This window comes from Bradyrhizobium zhanjiangense, from assembly GCF_004114935.1.
In the GTDB taxonomy this organism is placed as follows: Bacteria; Pseudomonadota; Alphaproteobacteria; order Rhizobiales; family Xanthobacteraceae; genus Bradyrhizobium; species Bradyrhizobium zhanjiangense.
Genome location: NZ_CP022221.1, coordinates 4,286,731 through 4,310,313, shown reverse-complemented (window position 1 = coordinate 4,310,313; position 23,583 = coordinate 4,286,731). Strand labels below are relative to the sequence as shown.

At 64.3% G+C, this 23,583-nt stretch carries 21 protein-coding genes and 1 tRNA gene; 12 read left to right on the top strand and 10 right to left on the bottom strand.

Annotated features, from left to right (window positions below; translation table 11 throughout):
- The first annotated feature begins 47 nt into the window (after positions 1 to 47).
- Entirely contained in the window at positions 48 to 1,250 is a 1,203-nt protein-coding gene (locus XH85_RS20490) for an acyl-CoA dehydrogenase family protein (RefSeq protein ID WP_208758133.1), read from the top strand.
- Positions 1,251 to 1,332: 82 nt separating this feature from the next.
- On the top strand, positions 1,333 to 2,178 hold the full coding sequence (locus XH85_RS20485) for a phosphate/phosphite/phosphonate ABC transporter substrate-binding protein (protein ID WP_128933231.1): 846 nt from the start codon (positions 1,333 to 1,335) through the stop codon (positions 2,176 to 2,178).
- A 21-nt stretch (positions 2,179 to 2,199) separates the two neighbouring features.
- On the opposite strand, the gene XH85_RS20480 is transcribed toward XH85_RS20485, so the two are convergent.
- From XH85_RS20480 to XH85_RS20470, 3 genes are all read right to left on the bottom strand, one after another.
- Positions 2,200 to 3,231, bottom strand: coding sequence for an Rv1681 family radical SAM protein (locus tag XH85_RS20480; RefSeq protein WP_128933230.1), 1,032 nt, complete (start codon positions 3,229 to 3,231; stop codon positions 2,200 to 2,202).
- Between the two features lie 726 nt (positions 3,232 to 3,957).
- A tRNA-Leu gene (locus XH85_RS20475) sits at positions 3,958 to 4,042 on the bottom strand.
- 203 nt (positions 4,043 to 4,245) lie between these two features.
- Complete coding sequence (locus XH85_RS20470; RefSeq protein WP_011088012.1) at positions 4,246 to 4,488, bottom strand: FliM/FliN family flagellar motor switch protein; 243 nt, start codon at positions 4,486 to 4,488, stop codon at positions 4,246 to 4,248.
- Positions 4,489 to 4,571: 83 nt separating this feature from the next.
- Between XH85_RS20470 and lipB the strand changes: the two genes are divergently transcribed.
- Positions 4,572 to 5,321: a lipoyl(octanoyl) transferase LipB gene (gene lipB / locus XH85_RS20465; RefSeq protein ID WP_128933229.1), complete on the top strand. Its 750-nt coding sequence runs from the start codon at positions 4,572 to 4,574 to the stop codon at positions 5,319 to 5,321.
- A gap of 200 nt (positions 5,322 to 5,521) precedes the next feature.
- Entirely contained in the window at positions 5,522 to 6,235 is a 714-nt protein-coding gene (locus XH85_RS20460) for a DNA helicase (protein WP_164940030.1), read from the top strand.
- 42 nt (positions 6,236 to 6,277) lie between these two features.
- Here the strand turns inward: XH85_RS20460 and XH85_RS20455 are convergent, their stop codons facing one another.
- Positions 6,278 to 6,700, bottom strand: coding sequence for a tautomerase family protein (locus XH85_RS20455; RefSeq protein WP_128933228.1), 423 nt, complete (start codon positions 6,698 to 6,700; stop codon positions 6,278 to 6,280).
- A gap of 111 nt (positions 6,701 to 6,811) precedes the next feature.
- On the opposite strand from XH85_RS20455, the gene XH85_RS20450 reads away from it, so the two are divergent.
- Positions 6,812 to 7,663 (top strand): LysR family transcriptional regulator, encoded by an 852-nt coding sequence (locus XH85_RS20450; RefSeq protein ID WP_128933227.1) that lies wholly within the window; start codon positions 6,812 to 6,814, stop codon positions 7,661 to 7,663.
- Positions 7,664 to 7,825: 162 nt separating this feature from the next.
- Positions 7,826 to 9,346 (top strand): PAS domain-containing sensor histidine kinase, encoded by a 1,521-nt coding sequence (locus tag XH85_RS20445; RefSeq protein ID WP_128933226.1) that lies wholly within the window; start codon positions 7,826 to 7,828, stop codon positions 9,344 to 9,346.
- Between the two features lie 47 nt (positions 9,347 to 9,393).
- Here XH85_RS20445 and XH85_RS20440 read toward each other — a convergent pair whose 3' ends face one another.
- The 4 genes from XH85_RS20440 to XH85_RS20425 form a co-directional block, all read right to left on the bottom strand.
- Positions 9,394 to 9,693, bottom strand: a complete 300-nt coding sequence (locus XH85_RS20440; RefSeq protein WP_091889695.1) for an acylphosphatase — start codon at positions 9,691 to 9,693, stop codon at positions 9,394 to 9,396.
- Positions 9,690 to 10,556: an isocitrate lyase/PEP mutase family protein gene (locus XH85_RS20435; protein ID WP_128933225.1), complete on the bottom strand. Its 867-nt coding sequence runs from the start codon at positions 10,554 to 10,556 to the stop codon at positions 9,690 to 9,692. The genes XH85_RS20440 and XH85_RS20435 overlap by 4 nt, the downstream gene beginning before the upstream one ends.
- Before the next feature lie 194 nt (positions 10,557 to 10,750).
- Complete coding sequence (locus tag XH85_RS20430; RefSeq protein ID WP_128933224.1) at positions 10,751 to 12,766, bottom strand: acetyl-CoA carboxylase biotin carboxylase subunit; 2,016 nt, start codon at positions 12,764 to 12,766, stop codon at positions 10,751 to 10,753.
- A 189-nt stretch (positions 12,767 to 12,955) separates the two neighbouring features.
- Entirely contained in the window at positions 12,956 to 14,026 is a 1,071-nt protein-coding gene (locus XH85_RS20425) for a zinc-binding metallopeptidase family protein (RefSeq protein WP_128933223.1), read from the bottom strand.
- 208 nt (positions 14,027 to 14,234) lie between these two features.
- On the opposite strand from XH85_RS20425, the gene XH85_RS20420 reads away from it, so the two are divergent.
- The 5 genes from XH85_RS20420 (at position 14,235) to XH85_RS20400 (ending at position 19,982) form a co-directional block, all read left to right on the top strand.
- Positions 14,235 to 16,712: a PAS domain-containing hybrid sensor histidine kinase/response regulator gene (locus tag XH85_RS20420; RefSeq protein WP_128933222.1), complete on the top strand. Its 2,478-nt coding sequence runs from the start codon at positions 14,235 to 14,237 to the stop codon at positions 16,710 to 16,712.
- A 150-nt stretch (positions 16,713 to 16,862) separates the two neighbouring features.
- On the top strand, positions 16,863 to 16,985 hold the full coding sequence (locus XH85_RS20415; RefSeq protein WP_420837900.1) for a hypothetical protein: 123 nt from the start codon (positions 16,863 to 16,865) through the stop codon (positions 16,983 to 16,985).
- Positions 16,986 to 17,068: 83 nt separating this feature from the next.
- On the top strand, positions 17,069 to 18,352 hold the full coding sequence (locus XH85_RS20410) for an MFS transporter (protein WP_128933221.1): 1,284 nt from the start codon (positions 17,069 to 17,071) through the stop codon (positions 18,350 to 18,352).
- Between the two features lie 25 nt (positions 18,353 to 18,377).
- Complete coding sequence (locus XH85_RS20405) at positions 18,378 to 19,628, top strand: arsenic transporter (protein WP_128933220.1); 1,251 nt, start codon at positions 18,378 to 18,380, stop codon at positions 19,626 to 19,628.
- A gap of 129 nt (positions 19,629 to 19,757) precedes the next feature.
- Positions 19,758 to 19,982, top strand: coding sequence for a hypothetical protein (locus tag XH85_RS20400; protein ID WP_164940580.1), 225 nt, complete (start codon positions 19,758 to 19,760; stop codon positions 19,980 to 19,982).
- 69 nt (positions 19,983 to 20,051) lie between these two features.
- Here the strand turns inward: XH85_RS20400 and XH85_RS20395 are convergent, their stop codons facing one another.
- Entirely contained in the window at positions 20,052 to 21,416 is a 1,365-nt protein-coding gene (locus XH85_RS20395; RefSeq protein WP_128933218.1) for an MFS transporter, read from the bottom strand.
- Between the two features lie 24 nt (positions 21,417 to 21,440).
- Complete coding sequence (locus XH85_RS20390) at positions 21,441 to 22,208, bottom strand: GntR family transcriptional regulator (protein ID WP_128933217.1); 768 nt, start codon at positions 22,206 to 22,208, stop codon at positions 21,441 to 21,443.
- A 174-nt stretch (positions 22,209 to 22,382) separates the two neighbouring features.
- On the opposite strand from XH85_RS20390, the gene XH85_RS20385 reads away from it, so the two are divergent.
- Complete coding sequence (locus XH85_RS20385; protein WP_128933216.1) at positions 22,383 to 23,582, top strand: mandelate racemase/muconate lactonizing enzyme family protein; 1,200 nt, start codon at positions 22,383 to 22,385, stop codon at positions 23,580 to 23,582.
- Position 23,583: the final 1 nt, after the last annotated feature.

Sequence of the window (23,583 nt, the reverse complement as noted above, 5' to 3'; positions counted from 1 at the left end):
CGGTTGCGCCACACGCTGGGCGTTCCGACCCGACAACATCCGCTGCAGTGCAATACAGCCGCCTGCAGCTAGTTCAGTTCGACCGAGCACGACGGAGGGCTGTTATGGACCACGAGACTGCAGTTTCGCAGGCCAGGGAGATCGCCGACCGCATACTGGCGCCGGCGGCACGACAAAACGACAAGGATGCTCGATTTTCGTCGGAGGCAGTCGCGGCGCTCGGCTCGGCCGGACTGCTGGGGATGATGCTGCCCACCGAAGTCGGCGGCTCGGCTCTCGGACCAAGGACCCTCGCTGCCATCATTGCGACGCTTGCGGAAGCGGACGCGTCGGCCGCGATGGTCTATTTGATGCACATGTGCGCCACCGCGACGATCGCCGCGGCCCGTCCCGGTGCAGCCGTCGTGCAGACGTTGAAAGATATTGCAGCCGGTCAGCACCTCACCACGCTGGCATTCAGCGAAGCCGGATCCCGCAGCCACTTCTGGGCGCCTGTGTCGCGAGCGATCCGTAGTGGCACCAATGTGCGCATCACGGCCAAGAAATCGTGGGTGACGAGCGCCGGTCACGCGCAAAGCTATGTTGTCTCGGCGCTGGCTCCTGAAGGGAAGAGTCCGACCGATTCAACCCTTTACCTTTTCGCCGCTGGTGCGCCTGGACTGTCGGTCGCCGGCCCTTGGGATGGTCTCGGGATGCGCGCCAACGCTTCCGCGCCGATGATCCTTGAGGACGCCGAGGTCGGATCGAGTCTTCAGCTGACCGACGACGGAGCGGGCTTCAAGGCGATGCTGGAAATCGTGCTTCCGCTGTTCAACCTCGGGACATCGGCGGTCGCGCTAGGCCTTTGCCGGGCCGCCGTGGCGGGGACCACAGCTCACCTCAAGAGCGCTCGCTTCGAGCATCTGGGCCAGACCCTCGGCGAGGGCCTGCCGACGCTTCGCGCGCAACTTGCGACAATGCAAATCGACACTGATGGGCTCGCCGCGCGCGTCGACGATCTCGTCGGTCACCTCGAGCGCCCCCGAGATACCACCATGCTGCGCGTGCTCGAGTGCAAAGCGTCGGCGGGTGATGTTGCTATCGGCGTCACTTCGGCGGCGATGCGGGTGTGCGGAGGTGCTGCGTTTTCCAAGCATCTGGCCATCGAGCGATTGTTCCGCGATGCCCATGCAGGCGCGGTCATGGCGCCGACGGGCGATGTTCTGCGTGAATTCATCGGCAAGGCCGTGTTGGGAATACCGCTGTTCTGAGCGCAGCAGGGTTGCCCTGCTGGCCGCGCTCGGATCGCGATTGATCGCATTTGAAATCAGGCGTGACAGGCGAGGAGTAATCATGAGCCAGACGATCTGGGTAGGTGCCGTCGCATACGATCCGAAGGTGGTCAGTATCTGGGAGGGCATGCGACGCTACTTTCACGAGGAGGCGCATCTCGCCGTCGAGGTCGTATTGTTTCAGAGCTACGAGGCGCAGGTCGCAGCGCTGCTGGCTTTGCCGGGCGAGCGGCTGCCGCGGATCGACATCGCATGGAACACGAACCTCGCCTATATCCAGGCCGATGCCTGGAGCGACAAGCGCTGCCGCCCGATCGCGATGCGCGACACCGACGTCGGCTGGATGACCAAGATCGTTGCGGTCACCGGTGGGCCGGTCGCTACGCTTGGCGATCTCAAGAACCGGACCCTGGCGCTCGGCAGCCGCGACAGCGGCCATGCGGCAATCCTCCCGGTTTATTTTCTAGAGCGCGAGGGACTGATTGAGGGGGAAGACTACCGAACGCTGCGCTTCAACACGGACCTCGGTAAGCACGGTGACACGGGGACGAGCGAGTCCAACGTCGTTCGCGCGGTGCTCGACGGCCGCGCCGATGCCGGCGCAATCGGCAGCCCATTCTGGAACGCGGTGCGTACGGAGCGTCTGGTGCCGGAAGGTGCGCTGACCGAAATCTGGACCTCGCCGCCATATAATCACTGCATGTTCACTGCCCGATCCGATCTGGACCCCGCGTTGGAGCAGCACTTTGCCAAAGCACTATTCGCCATGAGCTACGAAAACCCGACGCATCGCGCTGTGCTCGAGGCCGAAGGGCTGCGCCAGTGGATAGCGCCGCAGCTTGCAGCCTACGCCGAATTGCGGGAAGCATCGGCGCAACAAGGCTTCTTAACGCGCCCCTCGGCTTAGCGATAGAGAGCTCCGTCCCTATCAGGCGCAATTGAAGATCATTGCCAACCGGCGCTGATGCTCATTTTCGCGATCAAAGGCACGGCGCACGGCTGCAAAGGATTCGGCGAGCGGAAAGATATCGTGGCTGACCAGCAGGTCATTATCCTCTGCGCCGACCGGATGCCAAAACACGCCTTCGGCAGTAATCGTTACTTCAGGAACCAGATCCGCCCTAGCCAACGCAATGCCCTGTGTGGCGGAGCCTCGCAGGACAATCCGCCGGATGACGCGATTCTCCTCGCTGACGTGATGGGCATCCAGGAAGCTGCGGAATTCCTCGGCTTCCGCGTCACTTGACACCGTCGCCGCCAATCGCACCCGGAATCCTTCGGCGCACGCCAGCTCAACTCCTCTCAAGGCGCGTGCCCAGGTTCCCTTTCCACGGTGGCCGTCGTGGCGCTCCGGCGTCGGACTATCCAGGCTGATCTGAAATGTTACGCGCTCGCGCGGCAATGAGCGCAGCGTTGCGAGCCGACGTCCGGCAAACAGCATGCCGTTGGTGAGGACCGTGGTCGGCGCCGCCGCCGCGCATGCGGCAAGGATCTCGCCGATATCTGGCAACATGAATGGCTCGCCGCCGGTCACAAAGATTTCCCCCACACTGAGCTCGGCCGCCTCGACAGCGATACGGCGCACGCGCTCGATACCAAGAGCCCGCCGCGGAGCTTTGGGTGAGGAGCGCACGCAGCAGTAATCGCAGCTTAGGTTGCAGTCGAAGTTCGTATAAAGCCATAGACGAGAGCCGACTGGCCGATCTTCGACGCTTTCAGGAGCCTCTCCGTACCGAACTACCCAGCGGGTGCGACCTTGTTCGACCGCCACGTCAACCAAACTGTTACGGGTGAAGCGACACCATGCCTCAAGGTCGGGGCCGATGCTTGGATCGCCGCTGATCAAGGCCACCAAGTCGCCCTTACGGCTGCGGCGCAGCGCGTCTATCAAATCAGCCAGGAGGCCCGAGGCAAATGTCTTGGTGCCGGCATCGAGTTCGAGCTTAGCGGCCGTTCTCATAAGGCGATAATATAGGTTTTGCCCAAGGAAATCCAAAGCGGTGTTGGATGGTCGATCAGACGTTCGCGTCTACAGCAAGGGTGTCGCACCAAAACCGATTTCATCAGAAGGCAATGAACAAGGACAATCCAGAGCGCAAGCTTGCTGCGCCGATCGGCTGGGATGTCTTTCCGCCCACAGGCATTCTGCCTTCTCATCCTCTACCAACTGCTCGACCGACGAGTCTGAGTAGCTGTTTTGGAATATCCGGCCAGGACGTGGCATCTCGAGATGACCACCGTTTCTTTCTTGCGAGCACGGACGGCGTCCAGGCTTGACCGTCGTCGCACTCCTGTGATGGAGGCGAAGCCACTCCGTTCAATGATAGCGGAATACGGATTTGCCCCTCACCGTCGATCACCACCTCCGCTGCGCCAGCTTCCTTGGCGGCGCGGATCACGCGAGCAATTTCACCTTGAGTGATCTTGGCAGGACGACGCGGCATGGAGCGCACTAGAATCCCAGTGCTCGTCAGAACAGTGATGAAATGGGCCAGACAATTGTGAAGGATTTAGCTGGCTGACCGCAACTAGAGGGCTGGATACCTTAGCGCGATGCGGCCTTCAGGCTGCGTGCGGTTATCTCTTTAGGGCGGCGCACCACTTTCCAGTGGGTTACGACGGCGAATAAGTGCTCTTCGAGTAGTTTCAAAAAGAAACTATCATATATTTCAATGACTTACGCGCTTGGTGCGCTCGGAGGGACTCGAACCCCCACGGTGTTACCCACTGCCACCTCAAGGCAGCGCGTCTACCAGTTCCGCCACGAGCGCTAGGAGATGCCGGCCTGAGGTCGTTAGGCTGGCCGGATCAGCGGCCGCCGATCTAACAAATCCATCAGGGGGATACAAGCCTGCAAGGGCCCCGAATTCCACAAGCTTGGCAGGAAAGTTTCCGGCCCCTTCCCCAGGGATCGGCCCTATCGGGCGCCCAGGACGCTCCCGCGTGCCCGGCCCGCGACCGCGTCCCCGGGGCGCTACCGCGTCCCCGGCGTGCGCGGCAGCATCTGCTTGACCTCGACCGCGATCCGGTTGCGATCGACCAGCACGACGCCGGAGGCGACCGGCAAATTGTTGGCCAAGACCTTGACCTCGTCGGCCTCGGTTGCGTCCAGCTCGATGATGGCGCCGCGGGAAAGACGTAATACCTGATGGATCGGCATGGTGGTCGTGCCGAGGACGACCATGAGATCCACGGTGACTTTATCGAGAGTGGGCACTGTCAGGACCGCCGCAACTTGGGACTTTGAACCAAAGGACTTGGTATTTGCTCCCGTGATGATCACCACGTTATGGTTAGCTAATGGTTAATTCGCCTAAAAGCCCCCGCCAAAACCAGCGTCAAGGGCTGGATTTGACGTCGTTTTCCGCCGCCGGCGGCGAGCCCGTCGCGTGGCTTATCTCGGACGCTCCGGTGCCCTATCCGGACGCGGTGGCCGCCATGGAGGCCCGCGTCGCGGCGATCGCCGCGGGCGAGGCTCCCGAGTTGGTCTGGCTGCTCGAACATCCCCCGCTCTACACCTCCGGCACCTCGGGCAAGGAATCCGACCTGCTCGATCCCAGATTCCCGACCTTTGCGACTGGACGGGGCGGCCAGCTCACCTACCACGGCCCCGGCCAGCGGGTGGCCTATGTCATGCTCGACCTCAAGCGCCGCCGGCCGGACGTCCGGGCCTATGTCGCGAGCCTGGAGGAGCTGATTCTGCGCACGCTGGCCGCCTTCAACGTCCGCGGCGAGCGGCGCGAGGACCGGGTCGGCGTCTGGGTGAAGCGGCCCGACAAGGGGCCTGAGCACGAGGACAAGATCGCGGCGATCGGCGTCCGACTGAAGCGCTGGGTGTCATTCCATGGCATTGCCATCAACGTCGAGCCGGAGCTGTCGCACTTCGACGGCATCGTGCCCTGCGGCGTCGCCGATCCCCGCTACGGCGTCACCTCGCTGGTCGATCTCGGCCAGCTCGTAACCATGGCCGATGTCGACATCGCGCTCCGGCAGGCGTTCGAGGAGCTGTTCGGCCCGACCCGCGCGCTGCTGCCGGAAGCGGCAGTCTAACATTTATTTGTTCGAGGCCGATCGCGCGTGTTCTCCGCTCGCCGCGGAATCGGCTATGTTTGATTCTGGTGCCGCCCACGCCTCCCCCCTCCGCCGGGAAAGCAGACGTCATGCCGGGCGATTCGATCATCGGACCGACTGTTCGAGCGCCAGGCATAAGGAGGGATTGCGCTTTCTGCTCGCAATGGGAGGTTCTCTCGATGAAGTTGTCTGCACCCATTTATCGTCTGAAGCGAAACGCAAAGCGCCTGTCGCACGAGCAAGGCATTCCGCTCCACGCCGCGCTTGACCGCATCGCCACGGCGGAAGGCTTTTCCGCCTGGAGCATGCTGGCGGCGAAAGCTGCCGCGGTGACGCCGGCCAACAGGCTGTTTCCGCAATTCCGGCCGGGCGACCTCGTGCTGGTCGGCGCGCGCCCCGGGCAAGGTAAGACACTGATGAGCCTCGAGCTTGCCGTCGAAGCCATGCGGTCGGGCCATCGCGCTGCGTTCTTCTCGCTCGAGTATACCGAGAAAGACGTTCTGGACCGCCTCAGCGCGATCGGCGTAGACCCCGTGCAGTTCGACAAACTGTTCGAGATCGATTGCTCAGACGCCATCAGCGCCGACTACGTCGTGAAGCAAATGGCCGCAGCTCCCCGCGGCACAGTCGTGGTGATCGACTATCTGCAACTGCTCGACCAGAGGCGGGACAACCCCGACCTCTCCGTTCAGGTGCGCGCGCTGAAATCGTTCGCACGCGACGGGGGATTGATCGTCGTCTTTATCGCACAGATCGATCGATCCTATGATCCCTCAGTCAAGCCCTGCCCCGATCTCAGCGATGTCAGGCTGCCGAATCCGCTGGACCTGAAGCTGTTCGACAAGACGTGCTTCCTGAACAATTCCGAGGTTCAGTTCCGGGCGGCGAGCTGAAATTCGGGCCGCGGGTGAGATCATCACCCGCGGCTTCCTGTCTCACGCCGCCTTAAGCGAAACCTCGAGCTTGCCGGCGATGTAGCGCCGCTCCTGGGTCAGGCCGCCAAAGCCATAGGCATCGCCCTTGACCTCGTCGACGTGCAGATAGGTCTCGGGATGCAGCGGGCCCAAAATCTCGGCCATGCGCTTGAACATGGCAGCGAGATAGGCAGCTTTCTCGTCCTTGGTGTTGGTGCCTTCGCTGACGTGGATGTCGATCCAGTAGCTCGCAAGCTTTTGCTCGGCGAGCGACTTGCCGCCGGCGAACCAGTCGCCCGCATCGACCGATTTCACGATGATGGCGGTCACCTCGGGATCCTTGTGCAGGATCTTTGCGGTGAGCTCGGACACGGCGTTCGCGATGTCGGCCTTCAGCGACGGCGACTGGCGGGACGTGGTGTAGGATACGGTGATCAGGGGCATGCTGGTTCTCCCAAGAATGTCGCGCGATTTGCGCGGCGTCGGTGAGAAGCTAGACCTCCCCTCATCATTTTGGTATCTTATCCCTGTTGATACCAGTGATAAAGCTTTATAATGACAGCTACGCTCGACATCGCCACCGTTCAGGCTTTTCTGCTGGTTGCCGACCTCCAGAGCTTTACGCGCGCCGCCGAAGCGCTCGGCACGACGCAGGCGGCGGTCAGCCTCAAGCTGCAACGGCTGGAGGCGTTACTGGGAAAACGTCTCGTCGAGCGTTCGCCGCGCGCGGTCCGGCTCACCGCCGACGGCGCCGCGTTCCTCGATCGCGCCCGCGCGCTGATCGCGGCGCATGACCGCGCGCTGTCGGGTGAGGCGGCGACCGCGCAGTCGCTTTCCCTCGGCATCTCCGACCACGCCGCGGGCCCTGAGCTGGTGCCGCTGCTCGAACGACTGCATGCGATGTCTGCGAATCTCACCCTCGCCGTCACCATCGGCTTCTCGCGCGAAATGCAGGATGCTTATGACGCGGGAGAACTCGACGCCGTGATCGTCCGCCAAGAAGGCAGCCGCCGCGGCGGCGAAAAATTGGCCGAGGACGAGTTTGGCTGGTTTGCCGCACGCCGCCTCACGCTGCCGAAGGGCGAGCCGCTGCCGCTCGCAACGCTCGCCCCGCCCTGCGGCGTCCGCGCCATCGCCGTGCGCGCGCTCGACAAAGCCGGCATCGCCTGGCGCGAACGCTTTGTCGGCGGCGGCGTCGCCGCGGTGGTGGCGGCCGCGCTTGCCGGGCTCGCCATCGCACCGCTGGCGCGGCGGATCGCACCTCCCGGATTGATCGACATCGGGCCGGCGCAGAAGCTGCCGAAACTCGGCAGCTCGAAGGTGATGCTACATTCGAAGGTCAGCGATCCCGCCAAGCTGGCGGCGCTGCGCGCGGTGGCGGCGACCTTCCGGAGCATGCCGGCTTGAGACCGCGAACGCTCACAAGGTCGCTTCGAGCGCGCCGCGTGGCGTCTCGTGGGGGTGGTGGCCGATCTGCATACGGCGCCTGATGTTTGCCTAAAAATGTCCCAGATCCCGGGAACCAATCCGCCGCCCCCAGCGTTTGTCCCCGTCGAGGCGGGGTCCGGAATGGTAAAAAAGTCTAATCAACAGAGAGACTTGTTCGAGAGCGAACGCAGTTTCCGGCTGTTGGTCGAAGGCGTTGCGGACTACGCCCTCTATATGCTCGATCCCGCCGGGATCATCACGAGCTGGAACATCGGCGGCGAGCGCATCAAGGGCTACGCGCCCGAGGAGATCCTCGGCCAGCATTTTTCCCGTTTCTACACCGAGACCGACCGCGCCAATGGCAAGCCCGCGCGCGCTCTGGGCATCGCGCGGGAAAGGGGCCGCTACGAGGAGGAAGGCTGGCGCGTCCGTAAGGACGGCACGTTCTTCTGGGCCAGCGTCGTGATCGATCCGATCTACGAGGACGGCGAGCTGGTCGGCTTCGCCAAGATCACGCGCGACATCACCGAACGCCGCAATACGCAGATCAAGCTCGAAACGATGCAGAAGCAGCTCGCCGAAGCCCAGAAGTTCGATGCACTCGGGCAGCTCACCGGCGGGGTCGCCCACGACTTCAACAATCTCCTGATGATCATCAGCGGCAGCCTCCACATGCTGAAGAGAGGGGCCAAGGACGAGGCCAAGCTGCAGCGCGCGATCTCGGCCATCGAGACCGCCGCCAAGCGCGGCGCGGCGCTGACCAACCAGCTGCTCACCTTCGCGCGGCGACAGAGCGTCAATCCGCAGGCGATCGACTTCGCCGAGCGTATCGCCGCGATCCGCGAGGTGCTCGATGCCGGCGTCGGCAGCTCCGTGCGCCTCGCCTTCGACATCAGCCCCGATCTCTGGCCGATCAAGACCGACGTCTCCGAACTCGAGACCGCGCTGCTCAATCTCGTCATCAATGCCCGCGATGCGCTGCCCGACGGCGGCACGGTGACGATCGGTGCGCACAACGTCGTGCTGCATGAGGACCCCTTCGCCGGCAGGTTCGTCGCGATCAACGTCACCGATACCGGGCTTGGCATTCCCGATGATGTCCTCGACAAGATCTTCGAGCCGTTCTTTACGACCAAGCCCATCGGAAAAGGCACTGGCCTTGGCCTCTCCCAGGTGCACGGCTTTGCTCATCAGGCGGGGGGAACGGTCAAAGTCGCAAGCGAGCTCGGCAAAGGGACCACCTTCACCATCCTCCTGCCGCGCGCAGACGACGCGCCATCGCGTGAGACGGCGGGAGCATCACCGTTCCGCGGCAGCGGCACGGTGCTGCTGGTCGAGGACAATCCCGAGGTCGCATCCGTCAGCGTCGGCCTGCTGGAACAGCTCGGCTACAGCGTGCGCAGGGTCGCTGATGCCGAAGCCGCATTGCGCGAGATCGAGACGAACGGCGTCGACTTCGTCTTCTCGGACATCGTCATGCCCGGCAAGATGGACGGGCTCAGCCTCGCCCAGCATCTGCGCCAGATCCGCCCCGGCCTGCCGATCCTGCTCGCCACCGGCTATAGCGAGGTCGCCGCAGGCGTGCGTGGCGATTTCCCGATCCTGCGCAAGCCCTATGAGATCCACGAGCTGAGCGAGGCCATTGCCAAGCTGCCACGGTGAAGGCGTCGTTCGCCTCTCTCCGCGCGCGGGCGAGGGAGTCGATACACCTACACCGTCGGCAACACCGAAAACGCCTCCCCTGCCCGGCGCAGGTTCAGCTCATCCGCACCGGCGGTCTCGCTGGTGACGCTGTCGACGCGTGAGGACGGCGGGCCGTGGCGGCACAGTGCCACCATGTCGGCGACGTGCTTGGGCGCGCCCGCGAACAGCGCCTCGACGCTGCCGTCGCGGCGGTTGCGGACCCAGCCTTCGAGACCGCTGGTGGTCGCCTGGTACTCGACCCAGGCGCGGTAGCCGACGCCCTGGACGCGACCGCGGATCATGACCTGGAGGATCGCCCTGCTCATTTTTTCAGCCCAAGAAAGTTGGCGCTGCGCGCCCTCACGTCGGCCTCGCGCATGACGCCGCTGGTCAGTTCCGCTGCGGGCAATCCCTTCAGCGCTTTCGGCGCCGTGCCGTCACGCAACGCTTTCTGAACCTCGTACACGGCCTGCGTTGCGGCCGCGATCGGGGCATGCCCCTGGAGGGCGATGCGCACGCGTCGGCTCTCGAGATAGTCGGTCGCGTTCAATTCCTCCGGAGCGCCGCCGAGCACGAGCGGCAGGTGCGTGGCGGATGCGATGGCCGCAAGCTCCGCCCGCGACTTGATGCCGGTGAAGAACAGCGCGTCCACACCGGCGGCCTCATAGGCCACGGCGCGCCGGATCGCATCTTCGATCGAAGTGATCGAGGCAGCTCCAGTGCGGCCCATGATCACGAGCGAGGGATCGCTGCGGCCGTCGAGCGCCGCCTTCATCTTGCCGACGCCTTCCTCGAGCGGGATCAGCTGCGTCTTCGCCTCGCCGAACGCCGCCGGCAGCAGCGTGTCCTCGATGGTGAGCCCGGCAGCCCCCGCTGTCTCCAGCTCCTGCACCGTTCGGCGCACGTTCAGAGCATTGCCATAGCCGTGATCGGCATCGACGAGGACGGGGAGCGCGGAGGCGCGCGACATCCGCCGCATCTGCTCGGCAAGCTCGGTGAGCGTGATCAGCGTGACATCGGGATCGCCGAGCACGGCGAGCGAGGCCACCGAACCGCCAAACATGCCGAGCGGAAAGCCGAGGTCCTCGGCAATGCGGATCGAGATGGCGTCGTAGACCGAGCCGGGACGGACGCAAGTCCCCCCCGACAGGATCGATCGCAGTTTCTCGCGGCGGGAACGAAAGGCCATGGTGCTGTCTCGGTTAAATCACGGAGGCCGCAGCATACCCCGTCATTGCGAGCGAAGCGAAGCAATCCAGAAATGTATCCGCGGAAACAAACTGGATTGCTTCGTCGCTTCAGCGCAAAATTGCTTCGCAATTTTGTCGCCCGCTCCTCGCAATGACGGTGGTTGCGGCAGACCGCCCGCTTGACTCACACTCTTTACGCAAACTCCAAAATCAGCGCGTCCACCGCGAGCGTGGCGCCGGCGCTGGCGTGGATCTTCTTCACGGTGCCGTCCTGCTCGGCGCGCAGCACGTTCTGCATCTTCATGGCTTCGACCACCGCGAGCGTCTCGCCGGCCTTGACCTCCTGCCCTTCGTTCACGGCGATCGAGACCACGAGGCCCGGCATCGGACAGAGCAGCTTCTTGCCGGTATCGGAGGCCGTCGTCACCGGCATCAAGCGTGCCGAGGCCGCTTCCGCCTCGGTCCAGACATAGACCGGCACCTCGACGCCCTGATGCGCGAGGCGGATGCCGTTGGCAATCGGCCGCGCCTGCACCGCGATGAACTGGCCGTCGATGGTGCCCTGCCAGACCGGATCGCCGGGCTTCCACGGCGACTGCAACAGATGCGCATTGCCGGCCTTGCCCTCGGCATCGATGAAGCTCACCGCGATCGCCTCGCTCTCGCGTCCGACCTCGAGCAGGATCTCCTGGTGATCGAGCCAGACCGCGCGACGACGCTCGCGCTGTACGATGCGGCCGCCTAACTGCCCCGAGATCTGCCGCTTGCGCTCGCCAAGCACATGATCGATGGCGGCGCCGACCGCAGCGATCCGCCGCGCGACCTCGCCTTCCGGCACGCGCACCGCAAAGCCCTTCGGGAATTCCTCGGCGATGAAGCCGGTCGAGAGCCGGCCTTCGCGCCAGCGCGGATGATGCATCAGCGCGGACAGGAACGGGATGTTGTGACGGATGCCGTCGACATAGAACGAGTCCAGCGCGGTCGCCTGCGCTTCGATCGCGGCGGCGCGCGAGGGTGCATGCGTGACCAGCTTGGCGATCATCGGATCATAATGGATCGAGATCTCGCCGCCCTCCTGCACGCCGGTGTCGTTCCGCACGGTGATGCCATCCTTGCTGGCTTCCGCCGGCGGGCGGTATTTCACCAGGCGCCCGATCGAAGGGAGGAAGTTGCGGAACGGATCTTCGGCATAGAGGCGCGATTCCACCGCCCAGCCGGTGAGCGTGACGTCCCTCTGCGCGATGGCGAGCTTCTCGCCGGCGGCAACGCGGATCATCTGCTCGACGAGATCGATGCCGGTGACGAGCTCGGTGACGGGATGCTCGACCTGGAGACGCGTGTTCATCTCCAGGAAGTAGAAGCTCTTGTCCTGCCCTGCGACGAACTCGACGGTGCCGGCGGAATCGTAGTGCACGGCCTTGGCCAGCGCGACGGCCTGCTCGCCCATCTTGCGGCGGGTTTCCTCGTCGAGCAGCGGCGACGGCGCCTCCTCGATGACCTTCTGGTTGCGACGCTGGATCGAGCATTCACGCTCGCCGAGATGGATCACGTTGCCGTGCTTGTCGCCCAGCACCTGAATCTCGATGTGGCGGGGATCGACGATGAACTTCTCGACGAAGACGCGGTCGTCACCGAACGAGGCCTTGGCCTCGGCCTTGGCGAGGTTGAAGCCTTCGGCGACCTCCGCCTTGGAGTTCGCGATACGCATGCCCTTGCCGCCGCCGCCGGCGGAGGCCTTGATCATCACGGGATAACCGATCTCGTCGGCGATGCGGACCGCGTGCTTGTCGTCCTCGATGACGCCGAGATAGCCCGGCACGGTCGAGACCTTGGCCTTGGCGGCCGCCTTCTTGGATTCGATCTTGTCGCCCATCGCCGCGATCGCGCCGGGGTTCGGGCCGATGAAGACGAGGCCGGCCGCCTCCAGCGCGCGCGGAAACGCCTCGCGCTCGGACAGGAAGCCGTAGCCGGGATGCACGGCCTCGGCGCCGGTCTTGCGGCAGGCGTCCACGATCTTCTCGATCACCAGGTAACTCTCGGCCGCAGCCGGCGGGCCGATCAGCACGGCCTCGTCGGCCATCTCGACATGGAGGGCATCGCGGTCGGCCTCGGAATAGACCGCAACCGTCTGAACGCCCATCCGGCGGGCAGTCTTGATGACCCGGCAGGCGATTTCGCCGCGATTGGCGATCAGAATGCGTTTGAACATGCTTTTCTTGAGTCTCGACCTTGGGCGGGGACCCTTTCCTGGCCGTCGGGGCCTATGGGAAATGGGCCGTGTGGCTCCCGTGGTACATCAAAATGGGCCGGAGGCAACGGTCTAAATCCCTCCCCTCTGGCGTACCAGCGCAAGACCGGAACGGGCTTGCGGAACGGGGCCGGCGGGCCCTGGCACCGCCTACGGCTTCCCGGCCTTGGCTACGTCCCGCACGAGGCTGTGAACAAAACCCAGTTTGGCGATCACGGCGGGCGACAGGATGAAAGGATAGAGGTCGCGCAGGCCCATGGCGCGGTTGACGCTGTTCATGGCGAAGGTAAAGGGCAGCCATGCGCTGACCAGCGCCTCCACATCCCGGGCCTCGTAGGGGTTGAAACGAATGCGCGTCGTCAGCTCCCCGTCGCGGTCGACCTTGGGGCGTACCTCCATGCCGAACTCGGCGGTCATCTCCAGCGTGTCGACGATGTGGAGATAGTGCGCCCAAGTCTCGGCGAAGTCCTCCCACGGATGCGTCGTCGCGTAGGCGGAGACGTAGTTCTGCTGCCAGTCCGGCGGCGCGCCTTCGGCATAATGGCGCTGCAAGGCCTGGCCGTAATCGGCCGAATCGTCGCCGAACATGGCGCGGCATTGGTCGAGCTTGCCGCCGTCCCGCACCAGCACGTCCCAGAAATAGTGTCCGACCTCGTGGCGGAAATGCCCGAGCAGCGTCCGGTAGGGCTCGCCCATCTCGAGCCGGCGCCGCTCGCGCTCGATGTCGTCGGCCTCGGTGAGCGCGATCGTGATCAGGCCGTTGTCATGACCGGTCATGACCTTCTCTCCGCTGTGCGGATCGTCGGCGAGGAAATTGAAGATCAGCCCATGCTTAGGGTTGTCCTGCCGGGTCTGGAGCGGCAGCTTCCAGCGGATCAGGGAATAAAACAGGCGGTGCTTTGCCACCTCCAGCTCGCGCCAGCCGGCGAGCTGCGCCGGATCCGACAGATCCGGCACGATGCCGTTGTGACGACAGGCGCGGCAGTAGCCCGTGCCGTCGCCCGTATCCGTCAGCCAGTTGCAGGAATCGTATTCGGCATTGCGGCACAGCATGCGGCTTTCGCCCTTGTCGGTCAGCGTCTTCCAGGCCTCGCCGTCGGGCTCGACGGCCGACATCGTCTCCTTCTCCGGCAGGAAGGCCACGCGGTGACCGCAGCGTTCGCAGGCGCGGTTCTCGAAATAGAGGACGTTGCCGCAGGCCTGGCAGACAAAGAGCTTCAAGATTTAGCCTCTTCGCAAAGGGAGTCTTGTGGAATCAGAGTTGTCGCGCCTCGCAGATACGCGCACAGAGGGCGCATCGTTCCAACGTCAGGAACAAATAGCCGGTGGAGGCATTCGTTCATACCCGCCGGAATCCGCGCCCTTCCCTGCATATTCCCTTCTAAGCGATGGCCATCACGCTCCGTCTGTGTGAATATCGGTCCGGCACGTGCGCACCCGCATGACAACGGCCCATGCCTTGAACAAACCCTTGCCCGAGACAATCGCTGCCGAAAGGCTGCGCCAGCACCTCGAAGACGTCGCGCGCGAGCGTGACAACGCCTATCGCGCGCTTCAGGAGCGCGAGGCCGAGCTCGCGCGCATCCAGCGTATCGGCAAGGTCGGCGGCGTCGAGGTCGACTTCCGTGAGGGCTTCAAGAACCGTCGCTCGCCCGAATATCTGATGATCCATGGGTTGCCCCCGGAGGCCGCGGACGAGACGCACGAGGACTGGGTCAACCGCATCCATCCCGAGGATCGCGACGCGACCGTCAAACATTTCTTCGAGGCTCTCGCCGGAACGAGCGAAGACTACACCGCCGAATACCGCATCATCCGCCCCAATGACGGCGAGACTCGCTGGATTCGGGTCGTTGCCAAGATCGAGCGCGACAAGGACGGCCGCGCCATCCGCCTCGTCGGCGCCCACATCGACATCACCGCCCAGGCGCTCGCGCGCGAGACGCTGCGCGAGAGCGAGGAACGCTTCCGGCTGATCGCCGACAGCGCACCGGTGCCGATCTGGGTGACCAAGCTCGACCGCAAGCGCTCCTTCGCCAACCAGGCCTATGTCGATTTCGTCGGCCTGCCCTATGATCAGGCCATCGACTTCGACTGGCGCAAGGTGTTGCATCCGGACGACCTGCCGCATGTGCTCCAACAATCCGTCCAGGGCGAAGCGTCGCTAAAGCCGTTCGTGCTGGAAGCACGCTACAAGAATGCCAAAGGGGAATGGCGCTGGCTGCGCTCGGAATCGCAGCCGCGCTGGGACCCGACCGGCAAGCATATCGGCTTCATCGGCGTCGCCCACGACATCACCGCGGCCAAGCAGGCCGAGATCGAGCTCCGGCAACTCAATGAGACTTTGGAAGAGCGCATCGCCCAGCGCACCGCCGAGCTCGAATCCAACGAGGCGCGGCTGCGTGCGATCCTGGAGACCAGCAACCAGTATCAGGGCCTCGTCAATCTCAGGGGCGAGTTGCTTTACGCCAACAAGACTGCGCTTGACGGCATCAAGGCGAATTCCTCGGACGTCATCGGAAAGCCGTTGTGGGAGACTCCCTGGTTCAGCGCAACGGAGGGTATGAGCGCGCTGGTGCGCGACGCCTTCGATGCCGTGCTCAAGGGCGAAGCCGTGCGGCTGGAGATGCGGCTGCGCCTTCCCATCGGCGAGCGCGATTTCGACTTCGGCATGCGCCCCGTGCTCGACCGCCACGGCAACATCACCGGCGCCGTGCCCGAGGCCGTCGACATCACCGAGCGCCGGCGCGGCGAGGAAGCGCTGCGACAGTCGCAGAAGATGGAGGCGATCGGCCAGCTCACCGGCGGCGTCGCGCACGACTTCAACAATCTCCTCACCATTATCCGTTCGGCGACCGACTTCCTGCGCCGCCGTGAGCTGCCGGAGGAGCGCCGCCGCCGCTATGTCGACGCCATCTCCGAGACGGTCGAGCGGGCCTCCAAGCTGACTGCACAGCTGCTGGCGTTCGCGCGGCGGCAGCCGCTGAAGCCGCAGATCTTCAATGTCGGCAGCCAGGTCGAGGGCGTCGCGCAACTGATCCGCCCGCTGGTCGGAGGCCGCATCGAGATCGCGGTCGAGGTTGAGGATCCCGGCTGCTTCACCGTGGCCGACATCGCGCAGTTCGAAAGCGCGCTGATCAATCTCGCCGTCAACGCCCGCGACGCCATGAACGGCGAAGGCGGCCTCACTATCGCCGTCCGCAAGGTCTTTGGGATTCCGAGCCTGCGCGCACAATCGGCGCGCGGCGGCGACTATGTCGCCATCTCGGTCACCGACACCGGCTGCGGCATCGCGCCGGAGCATCTCGACCTGATCTTCGAGCCCTTCTTCACCACCAAGGAGGTCGGCAAGGGCACCGGGCTCGGCCTCAGCCAGGCCTTCGGCTTCGCAAAACAGTCCGAGGGCGACATTGCGGTGACGAGCAGGCAAGCCAAAGGCGCGACCTTCACCATCTATCTGCCGCAGGCACAAAGCCCTGCGACGGACAAGGAAGCCGCGGCACTGACCCACGAGGCCGCGGCCACCGGGCGCGGCTACCGCGTGCTCGTGGTCGAGGACAACGACGAGGTCGGCCGCTTCTCCACCGAGCTGCTGGAGGATCTCGGCTATGTCGTCCGCCGCGTCGCCAGCGCCGATGCGGCCCTGACCATCCTCGGTGAAAACGAATTCGCCGTCGATCTCGTCTTCTCCGACGTCATCATGCCCGGCATGAACGGCGTCGAGCTCGCCAGCATCATCCGCGAGCGCTATCCGGGCCTGCCCGTCGTGCTCACCTCTGGCTACAGCAACGTGCTCGCCGAGAATGCGCATCGCGGTTTCGAGCTGATCCAGAAGCCCTATTCGGTGGAATCGCTGTCGCGTATCCTGCGCAAGGCGATCACGGAGAAGCTGTCGGTGGTAAGGTGAGTTTGATGGGCGCACCGCGTTGCCGCGCATTCCGTCATTGCGAGCGCAGCGAAGCAAACCAGGCCACCTCTGCGGAAAGTCTCTGGATTGCTTCGCTGCGCTCGCAATGACGGCTCGGGCGCGCCGTCCTAATCAACGGATATCGATGACATGAAACCCGCGCTCCTCTCCGCCTGGCAGACCTGGGCGATCCTTTCCGCCTGCTTTGCCGCGCTGACCGTGATCTTCGCCATGATCGGCGGCGGCGTGGTGCTGCTCGCGGTCAAGTTTTGAGGAGCCCGACGTGATCCGCGGAACCAGGCCGACATCACGATGGTTGCTGCCGGGGCCACTTTGAGCCTCGACCGAGAGACCCGATGTCGAGCGCAAACTCCGATCAGACGAGGCGCGCCGGCCGCGCGCTGGATGCGGCCAACTTCTTCCTCGCAGATGTCCGCGATGGGCTGGGGCCCTATCTCGCGGTCTATCTGCTCACCGAGCAGCGCTGGGATGAGGCGCGCATCGGCCTCGTGATGTCGATCGCGACGATCGCCGGCATCGTGGCGCAGACGCCGGCTGGTGCGCTGGTCGATGCAACGCGGGCGAAGCGGCTCGCGATGGCGATAGCCGCGATTTTGGTGACGCTTGCCTCGCTATCGCTACCGTTGTTTCCGAACTTCGGGCTGGTCGCGATCTCGCAGGGGATCGCCCAGGCTGCTGCTGTCATCTTCCCGCCTGCAATCGCCGCCGTCTCGCTCGGCATCTTCGGTCATGCCGCCTTCACCCGGCGGATCGGACGCAACGAGACCTTCAACCATGCCGGCAACGCTGTCGCGGCGGGTCTGGCAGGCGTCTTCGCCTATTGGTTCGGCCCGACCGTCGTGTTCTACCTGCTCGGCGCCATGGCGATTGCGAGCCTCGCCAGCATTGTCGCAATCCCCGAACGGGCCATCGACCATGATCTCGCCCGCGGTCTGCACGACAGCAACGCCAGCACGGAGCCCGAACAGCCCTCGGGCCTCAGCGTACTCCTGACCTGCTGCCCACTGCTCGTCTTCGCAATCTGTGTGATCCTGTTTCACCTGTCCAACGCGGCCATGCTGCCGCTGGTCGGGCAGAAGCTCGCGCTGCAGGACAAGAACATGGGCACCAGCCTGATGTCGGCCTGCATCGTCGCCGCGCAAGTCGTGATGGTGCCGTTCGCAATGCTGGTAGGCGCGAAGGCCGACCGCTGGGGCCACAAGCGCTTCTTCCTTGCCGCACTGTTGATCCTGCCGATCCGCGGCGTCCTCTATACGCTCTCGGACAATCCGTTCTGGCTGGTCGGCGTGCAGCTTCTGGACGGCGTCGGAGCCGGCATTTTCGGCGCAATCTTTCCCGTCATCGTCGCCGACCTCATGCGCAATACCGGCCGCTTCAACGTCGCGCAGGGCGCGGTCATCACCGCCCAGAACATCGGCGCGGCGCTGTCGACGACGCTTGCCGGCCTGGTCGTGGTCGGCGCAGGTTACAGCGCAGCATTTATCTCGCTCGGCACCGTGGCGGCAATCGGGGCCGTGGTCTGCTTCTTCGCTCTGCCGGAGACGCGGCAAAGCGCAGATGGCGATCTGTGCCTGCGGGGGAAGACACCGGCGCCCGCATCAGCTATCGCTGCCGAATAGATCTGGTTCACCTTGAGGACTGACCGTGCCGTCTGACGCCATCTGGGCCTGGAGCATCATCGTAGCCGCGACCGCAGGCGTCATCATCCGACCCTTTCGCCTGCCGGAGGCGGTCTGGGCCCTGATCGGCGCCGTTGCACTGGTGCTGCTCGGATTCCTACCTTGGCAGGATGCGCTCACCGGCATCGAGAAGGGTGTCGACGTCTATCTCTTCCTGATCGGCATGATGCTGATCGCCGAGCTCGCCCGCCTCGAAGGCCTGTTCGACTATCTGGCCGCCTTTGCGGTCGAGCATGCGCGCGGCTCTCCGCAGCGGTTGTTCCTGCTGATCTACCTCGTCGGCACGCTGGTGACGGTGCTGCTTTCGAATGATGCCACCGCGATCGTGCTGACACCCGCCGTTTACGCCGCAACCCGCGCGGCCGGCGCCAAGCCGCTGCCTTATCTGTTCGTCTGCGCCTTCATTGCCAATGCCGCGAGCTTCGTGCTGCCGATCTCCAATCCGGCCAACCTCGTGGTGTTCGGCAAGCACATGCCGCATCTCGGAACGTGGCTGCGTCAGTTCGCGCTGCCGTCACTTGCCTCGATCGGTCTCACCTATGTCGCATTGCGCCTTGCGCTGCACCGCGAGTTGAAGGACGAAACGATCGAAAAGAGTGTCCCTCACCCGAAACTCGGACGCGGCGGGCGATTGACCGCCTATGGCATCGGCGCCATCGGCATCGTGCTGATCTGGGCCTCTGCGCTCGATCTGCAATTGGGCTTGCCGACATTCGTCTGCGGGACCGCGACGGCGGCCGCCGTGCTGCTGATCAACCGTCAATCGCCTATGCCTGTGCTGCGCGGCGTGTCCTGGAGCGTGCTGCCGCTGGTCGGCGGGCTCTTTGTCATGGTGGAGGCGCTGGTGAAGACCGGTGTGATCGCGCAGCTCAGCGGGCTGCTGCACCAAGCGGTGGCACAATCCGTCCCGCAGGCCGCCTGGAGCGTCGGCATTGCCACCGCGCTCGCCGACAACATCGCCAACAACCTTCCGGTCGGCCTCGTCGCCGGCTCGGTCGCCGCCAGCGATCATCTGCCCGTGCCTGTTGTCAGCGCCATCCTGATCGGCGTCGACCTCGGCCCCAATCTGTCGGTGACCGGCTCGCTCGCCACCATCCTCTGGCTGGTCGCGCTCCGGCGCGAGAAGATCGAGGTCGGCGCCTGGCTGTTCCTCAAGCTCGGCCTGCTGGTGACGCCACCCGCGCTGATCGCGGCGTTGGCGGCGGCAATCCGGTAAGAGACGCCGGGCTCAGCTTTCGAAATCGAGTGCAAGCTATTTGCGGTGCATCAATGCCGGCGGTGACACCGCGGCTAGAATTCCATTGTCGCGCAGGTCAGACGGATATGCCGACAAGGAAGGTTCATCATGCAGATTCGATCGAAAGCATTGCCGCAGAGCTCCTCCCTGCGTCGCCCGATTCGCGGCGACGAGAGCCGGGCCGAGACGGCCCATCCGCTGCTGATCTTCTCCGCAGTGGTGTTGTTTACCCTGTTCGCCATCGTGGAAATCGACCTCCACTCCGCCCAGCTTCAGGCGATCGGCCTGCTCGGCCATGGAGTCGGGATCGACCCGGTCTTCTTGAGCCCGTAGCCGCCGGCGCGCGACATCCCGAAATAGGCCCCGATCGCGGCGATGACGCCGCGACCGGGGCGCGCTTCGTCAGTCGTTCTCGTAGCCGTAGACCTCCGGCAGGATGACGGTTGCAGCGAGCAATCCGATCACCGGGAAGATCGCCACGAACAGGGTGGCGTTGGCTTGTCCGATCGCCGCGAACAGCGTCGGGAACAGGAAGATCGCCAGGAAGGACGGCAGCTTCACGAACATGTAGGCGAAGCCGCTGGCGGTGCCGCGGTATCGCGGCCGGGCGACCATCGTCGGGATGGTCATGCAGTTCGACGCGTCCCAATAGTGGCCCCAGAGCATGCCGGCCGCGGCGAACGGCAGCAGCATCTTGTTGTCCGTATAGAGCGCAAACGCAGCGACCAGCAGTGACACCAGCACGATGGAGAAACCCGCGATCGCGATGCCGCGATGGCCGATCTTCGGCGTCAGCAGCGGCCCGACCCACCCCGACAAGGCTGCGAAGGCAAACAGCGCCATCGTCACCAGATTGTTGCCGAGGATCGACGACACGCCGACCATTGCAAACAGCACCGGCAGGTAGAACGCAAAGGTCGAGAACTCGCTCGCCTGCGCGAAACATGCGATCCAACCATACAGCGTGGCACGCCAACGGATCGGATCCTTCTTGAGATCGGCGAGGAACGCGCGGGTCGATACCTTCGGCATCTCGACGTCCCGGTCCGGCAGCATGTCGAGATTGTCGTTGAACATCTCGCGCGCAACCTGCTTGGCCTCGCGGTAGCGTCCCTTCTGCACAAGCCACACCGCCGTCTCCGGCACGTCGTGGCGCATGATCAGGATGATCAGCGCCGGCACCGCGCCGAGGCCGAGCGTCACGCGCCACAGCATCTCGTGGTTCATGTCGGTCAGCAGGAAGATCACTATGACGCCGATGGTCATGACCTCGCCGACCGCGAACATGAACTGCCAGCGGTTGCCCATGACCTCGCGCTCGCCCTTGGCCATGGATTCCATGATGTAGGTGTAGCCGGTCGAGATGTCCGACCCGAGCGGAATGCCGAGCAGGAAGCGGATCACGACGAGCCAGGTAACGTTGGGCACGAAGGCCTGCGCCAGCGCCAGCACGATGAACATCACCATCGTCACCAGGAACATGACGCGGCGGCCGATCTTGTCGGACAGCCAGCCGCCGAGCAGCGCGCCGATCAGGGCTCCTCCTTGCGTGCCGGCCGCGGCAAGGCCCAGCATCAGCGGATCGGGGTTGTACTGCTCCTTGATGAAGATCAGCACGAAGGCGATCGAATAGAGATCCCAGGCTTCGACCAGGATCGAGGCCATCATCAGCCAGCCGACCTTGTTGCCCTTGGGACTGTAGTTCGTGATGAGGTAGCGGACCGCGGCTTCGCTCGCGATCGGTTGTGGCATCGCCATCGTTGACATGCTTGGTCCTCTCTTCAAAACTCTCTACGTGCCGAGCAGCGGCTCGATGCTGCAATCGAGCAGGCGCGGGTCGATGCCCGCCTCCATGCCGGTGAATATCGCGTCCATGTAGTCGATCAACGCATCGCTTGCCTTCACGGCATCCTCGACGCGGCGATTGGCGACCGCTGCGAGGATGGCGAGATGGCAATCGATCGTGCCCGACAGCTCGGTCTGTCCCGGCATGAAACGATGGTGGATGAAGCCAATGCGACGATACAGGGTGTGCAGCGGTCGCAGCGTGTGGGCGAGGAAAGGCTCGCCGGCGGCTTCCAGCACCAGCGCGTCGATGCGACGGTCGATGCTGTTGAATTCGTCGAGGGTCAGGCTGGCGCGGCGCTCGCGCAGCAGGCGTTCGATGTGCAGTGCCTGATTGCGATGCGACAGGCTGGCGCGATCGGCCGCAAGGCGGATCACGAAGCGCTCCATGTCGCGGCGCAAGCCAAGCAGCATGCGCTCACGCGCCAGATCAATCGGCGCGATATGCAGGCCGTGCCGCGGACGAATGATGATGAGCGTGTCGGCCGAGAGACGATTGACGGCATGATGCACCGGCGTGCGGCCGAACCCGGTGATCTGCTGCAATTCCAGCATGGTCATGAACTGGCCGGGTTTGAGCTCGCAATGAACGAGCAGCTCTTCGATCCTCTGATAGGCCAGCTCGAAAAAGTTGAGGCGATTGCGCCGGGAGGGCCTGCCCTCGCCGTCATCGTCGTTTCTCACCACCTCGAGCGCGCGCTTGCGCCGTGCCATATCGTCCTCCCGTCAGCCTGCGCTCGCGTTGCGAGGCGGCGCCTTGTTTGTGATATCCTTAAAACATGTTGTGATATATTACAAGCGGGCGTAAGACTGGACCTGCCCGTCGGATGGCGGCGCAGAAATGACAAACAAAACGGGCGCTATGGGCCCGACGGGAGGATTGTTGCCGTGAAGATCACGTCGATCGAGACCCTGCGCACCGAGGAGTTCTCCAACGTCATCTGGGTGCGCATCCACACCGATACGGGCATGATCGGGCTCGGCGAGACCTTCTACGGCGCGGGCGCGGTCGAGGCACAGATCCACGACACCTTTGCCGGCCGCCTGCTCGGCCGCAATCCCCTGCACATCGAAGCCATCCACCGCGACATGCTGAACCTGCCGATGGCGCAGTCATCCACCGGCGTCGAATATCGCGCGGCCTCCGCGATCGACATCGCGCTGTGGGATCTGTTCGGCAAGGTCTGCGGCCAGCCGGTGCACCAGATGCTCGGCGGCCTCTGCCGTGACAAGCAGCGCATCTACAACACCTGCGCCGGCACGCAATATGTCCGCTCGACCAATATCAGCCCGGTCGCGAACTGGAATCTCGGCGCCTCCAAGGGGCCTTACGAGGATCTCGACGGCTTCATGCATCGCGCCGACGCGCTCGCCGAGAGCCTCCTGGAGAGCGGCATCTCCGCGATGAAGATCTGGCCGTTCGATCCGGCGGCCCAGGAAAACAAGGGTCTCTACATCACCGCCGCCCAGATGAAGCAGGCGATCGAACCGTTCGAGAAGATCCGTAAAGCGGTCGGCGACAAGATGGAGATCATGGTCGAGCTCCACTCGCTGTGGAATCTGCCGACCGCCAAGCAGATCGCGCGCGCGCTCGAGCCGTACAAGCCGACCTGGTACGAAGATCCGATCCGCATGAACTCGCCGCAGGCGCTCGCCGAATATGCGCGCTCGACCGATGTCTGGGTCTGCGCCAGCGAGACGCTGGGCTCGCGCTTCCCCTACAAGGACATGCTCGACCGCGACGCCATGCACGTGGTGATGGCGGATTTGTGCTGGACCGGCGGCCTTACCGAGGGCCGCAAGATCGCCGCGATGGCCGAGACCTACCACCGGCCCTTTGCACCGCATGACTGCATCGGACCGATCGGCTTCATCGCCGCCATCCACATGTCGTTCAGCCAGCCCAACACGCTGATCCAGGAATCGGTGCGCGCCTTCTACAAGGGCTGGTACAATGAGCTCGTCACCACCATGCCCACGATCAAGGACGGTTTTGTCTATCCGATGGAAGGCCCCGGCCTCGGCGTCGATCTTCTGCCCGCCGTATTCGACCGCTCCGATCTGATCGTACGCCGCTCCAACGTCTAAG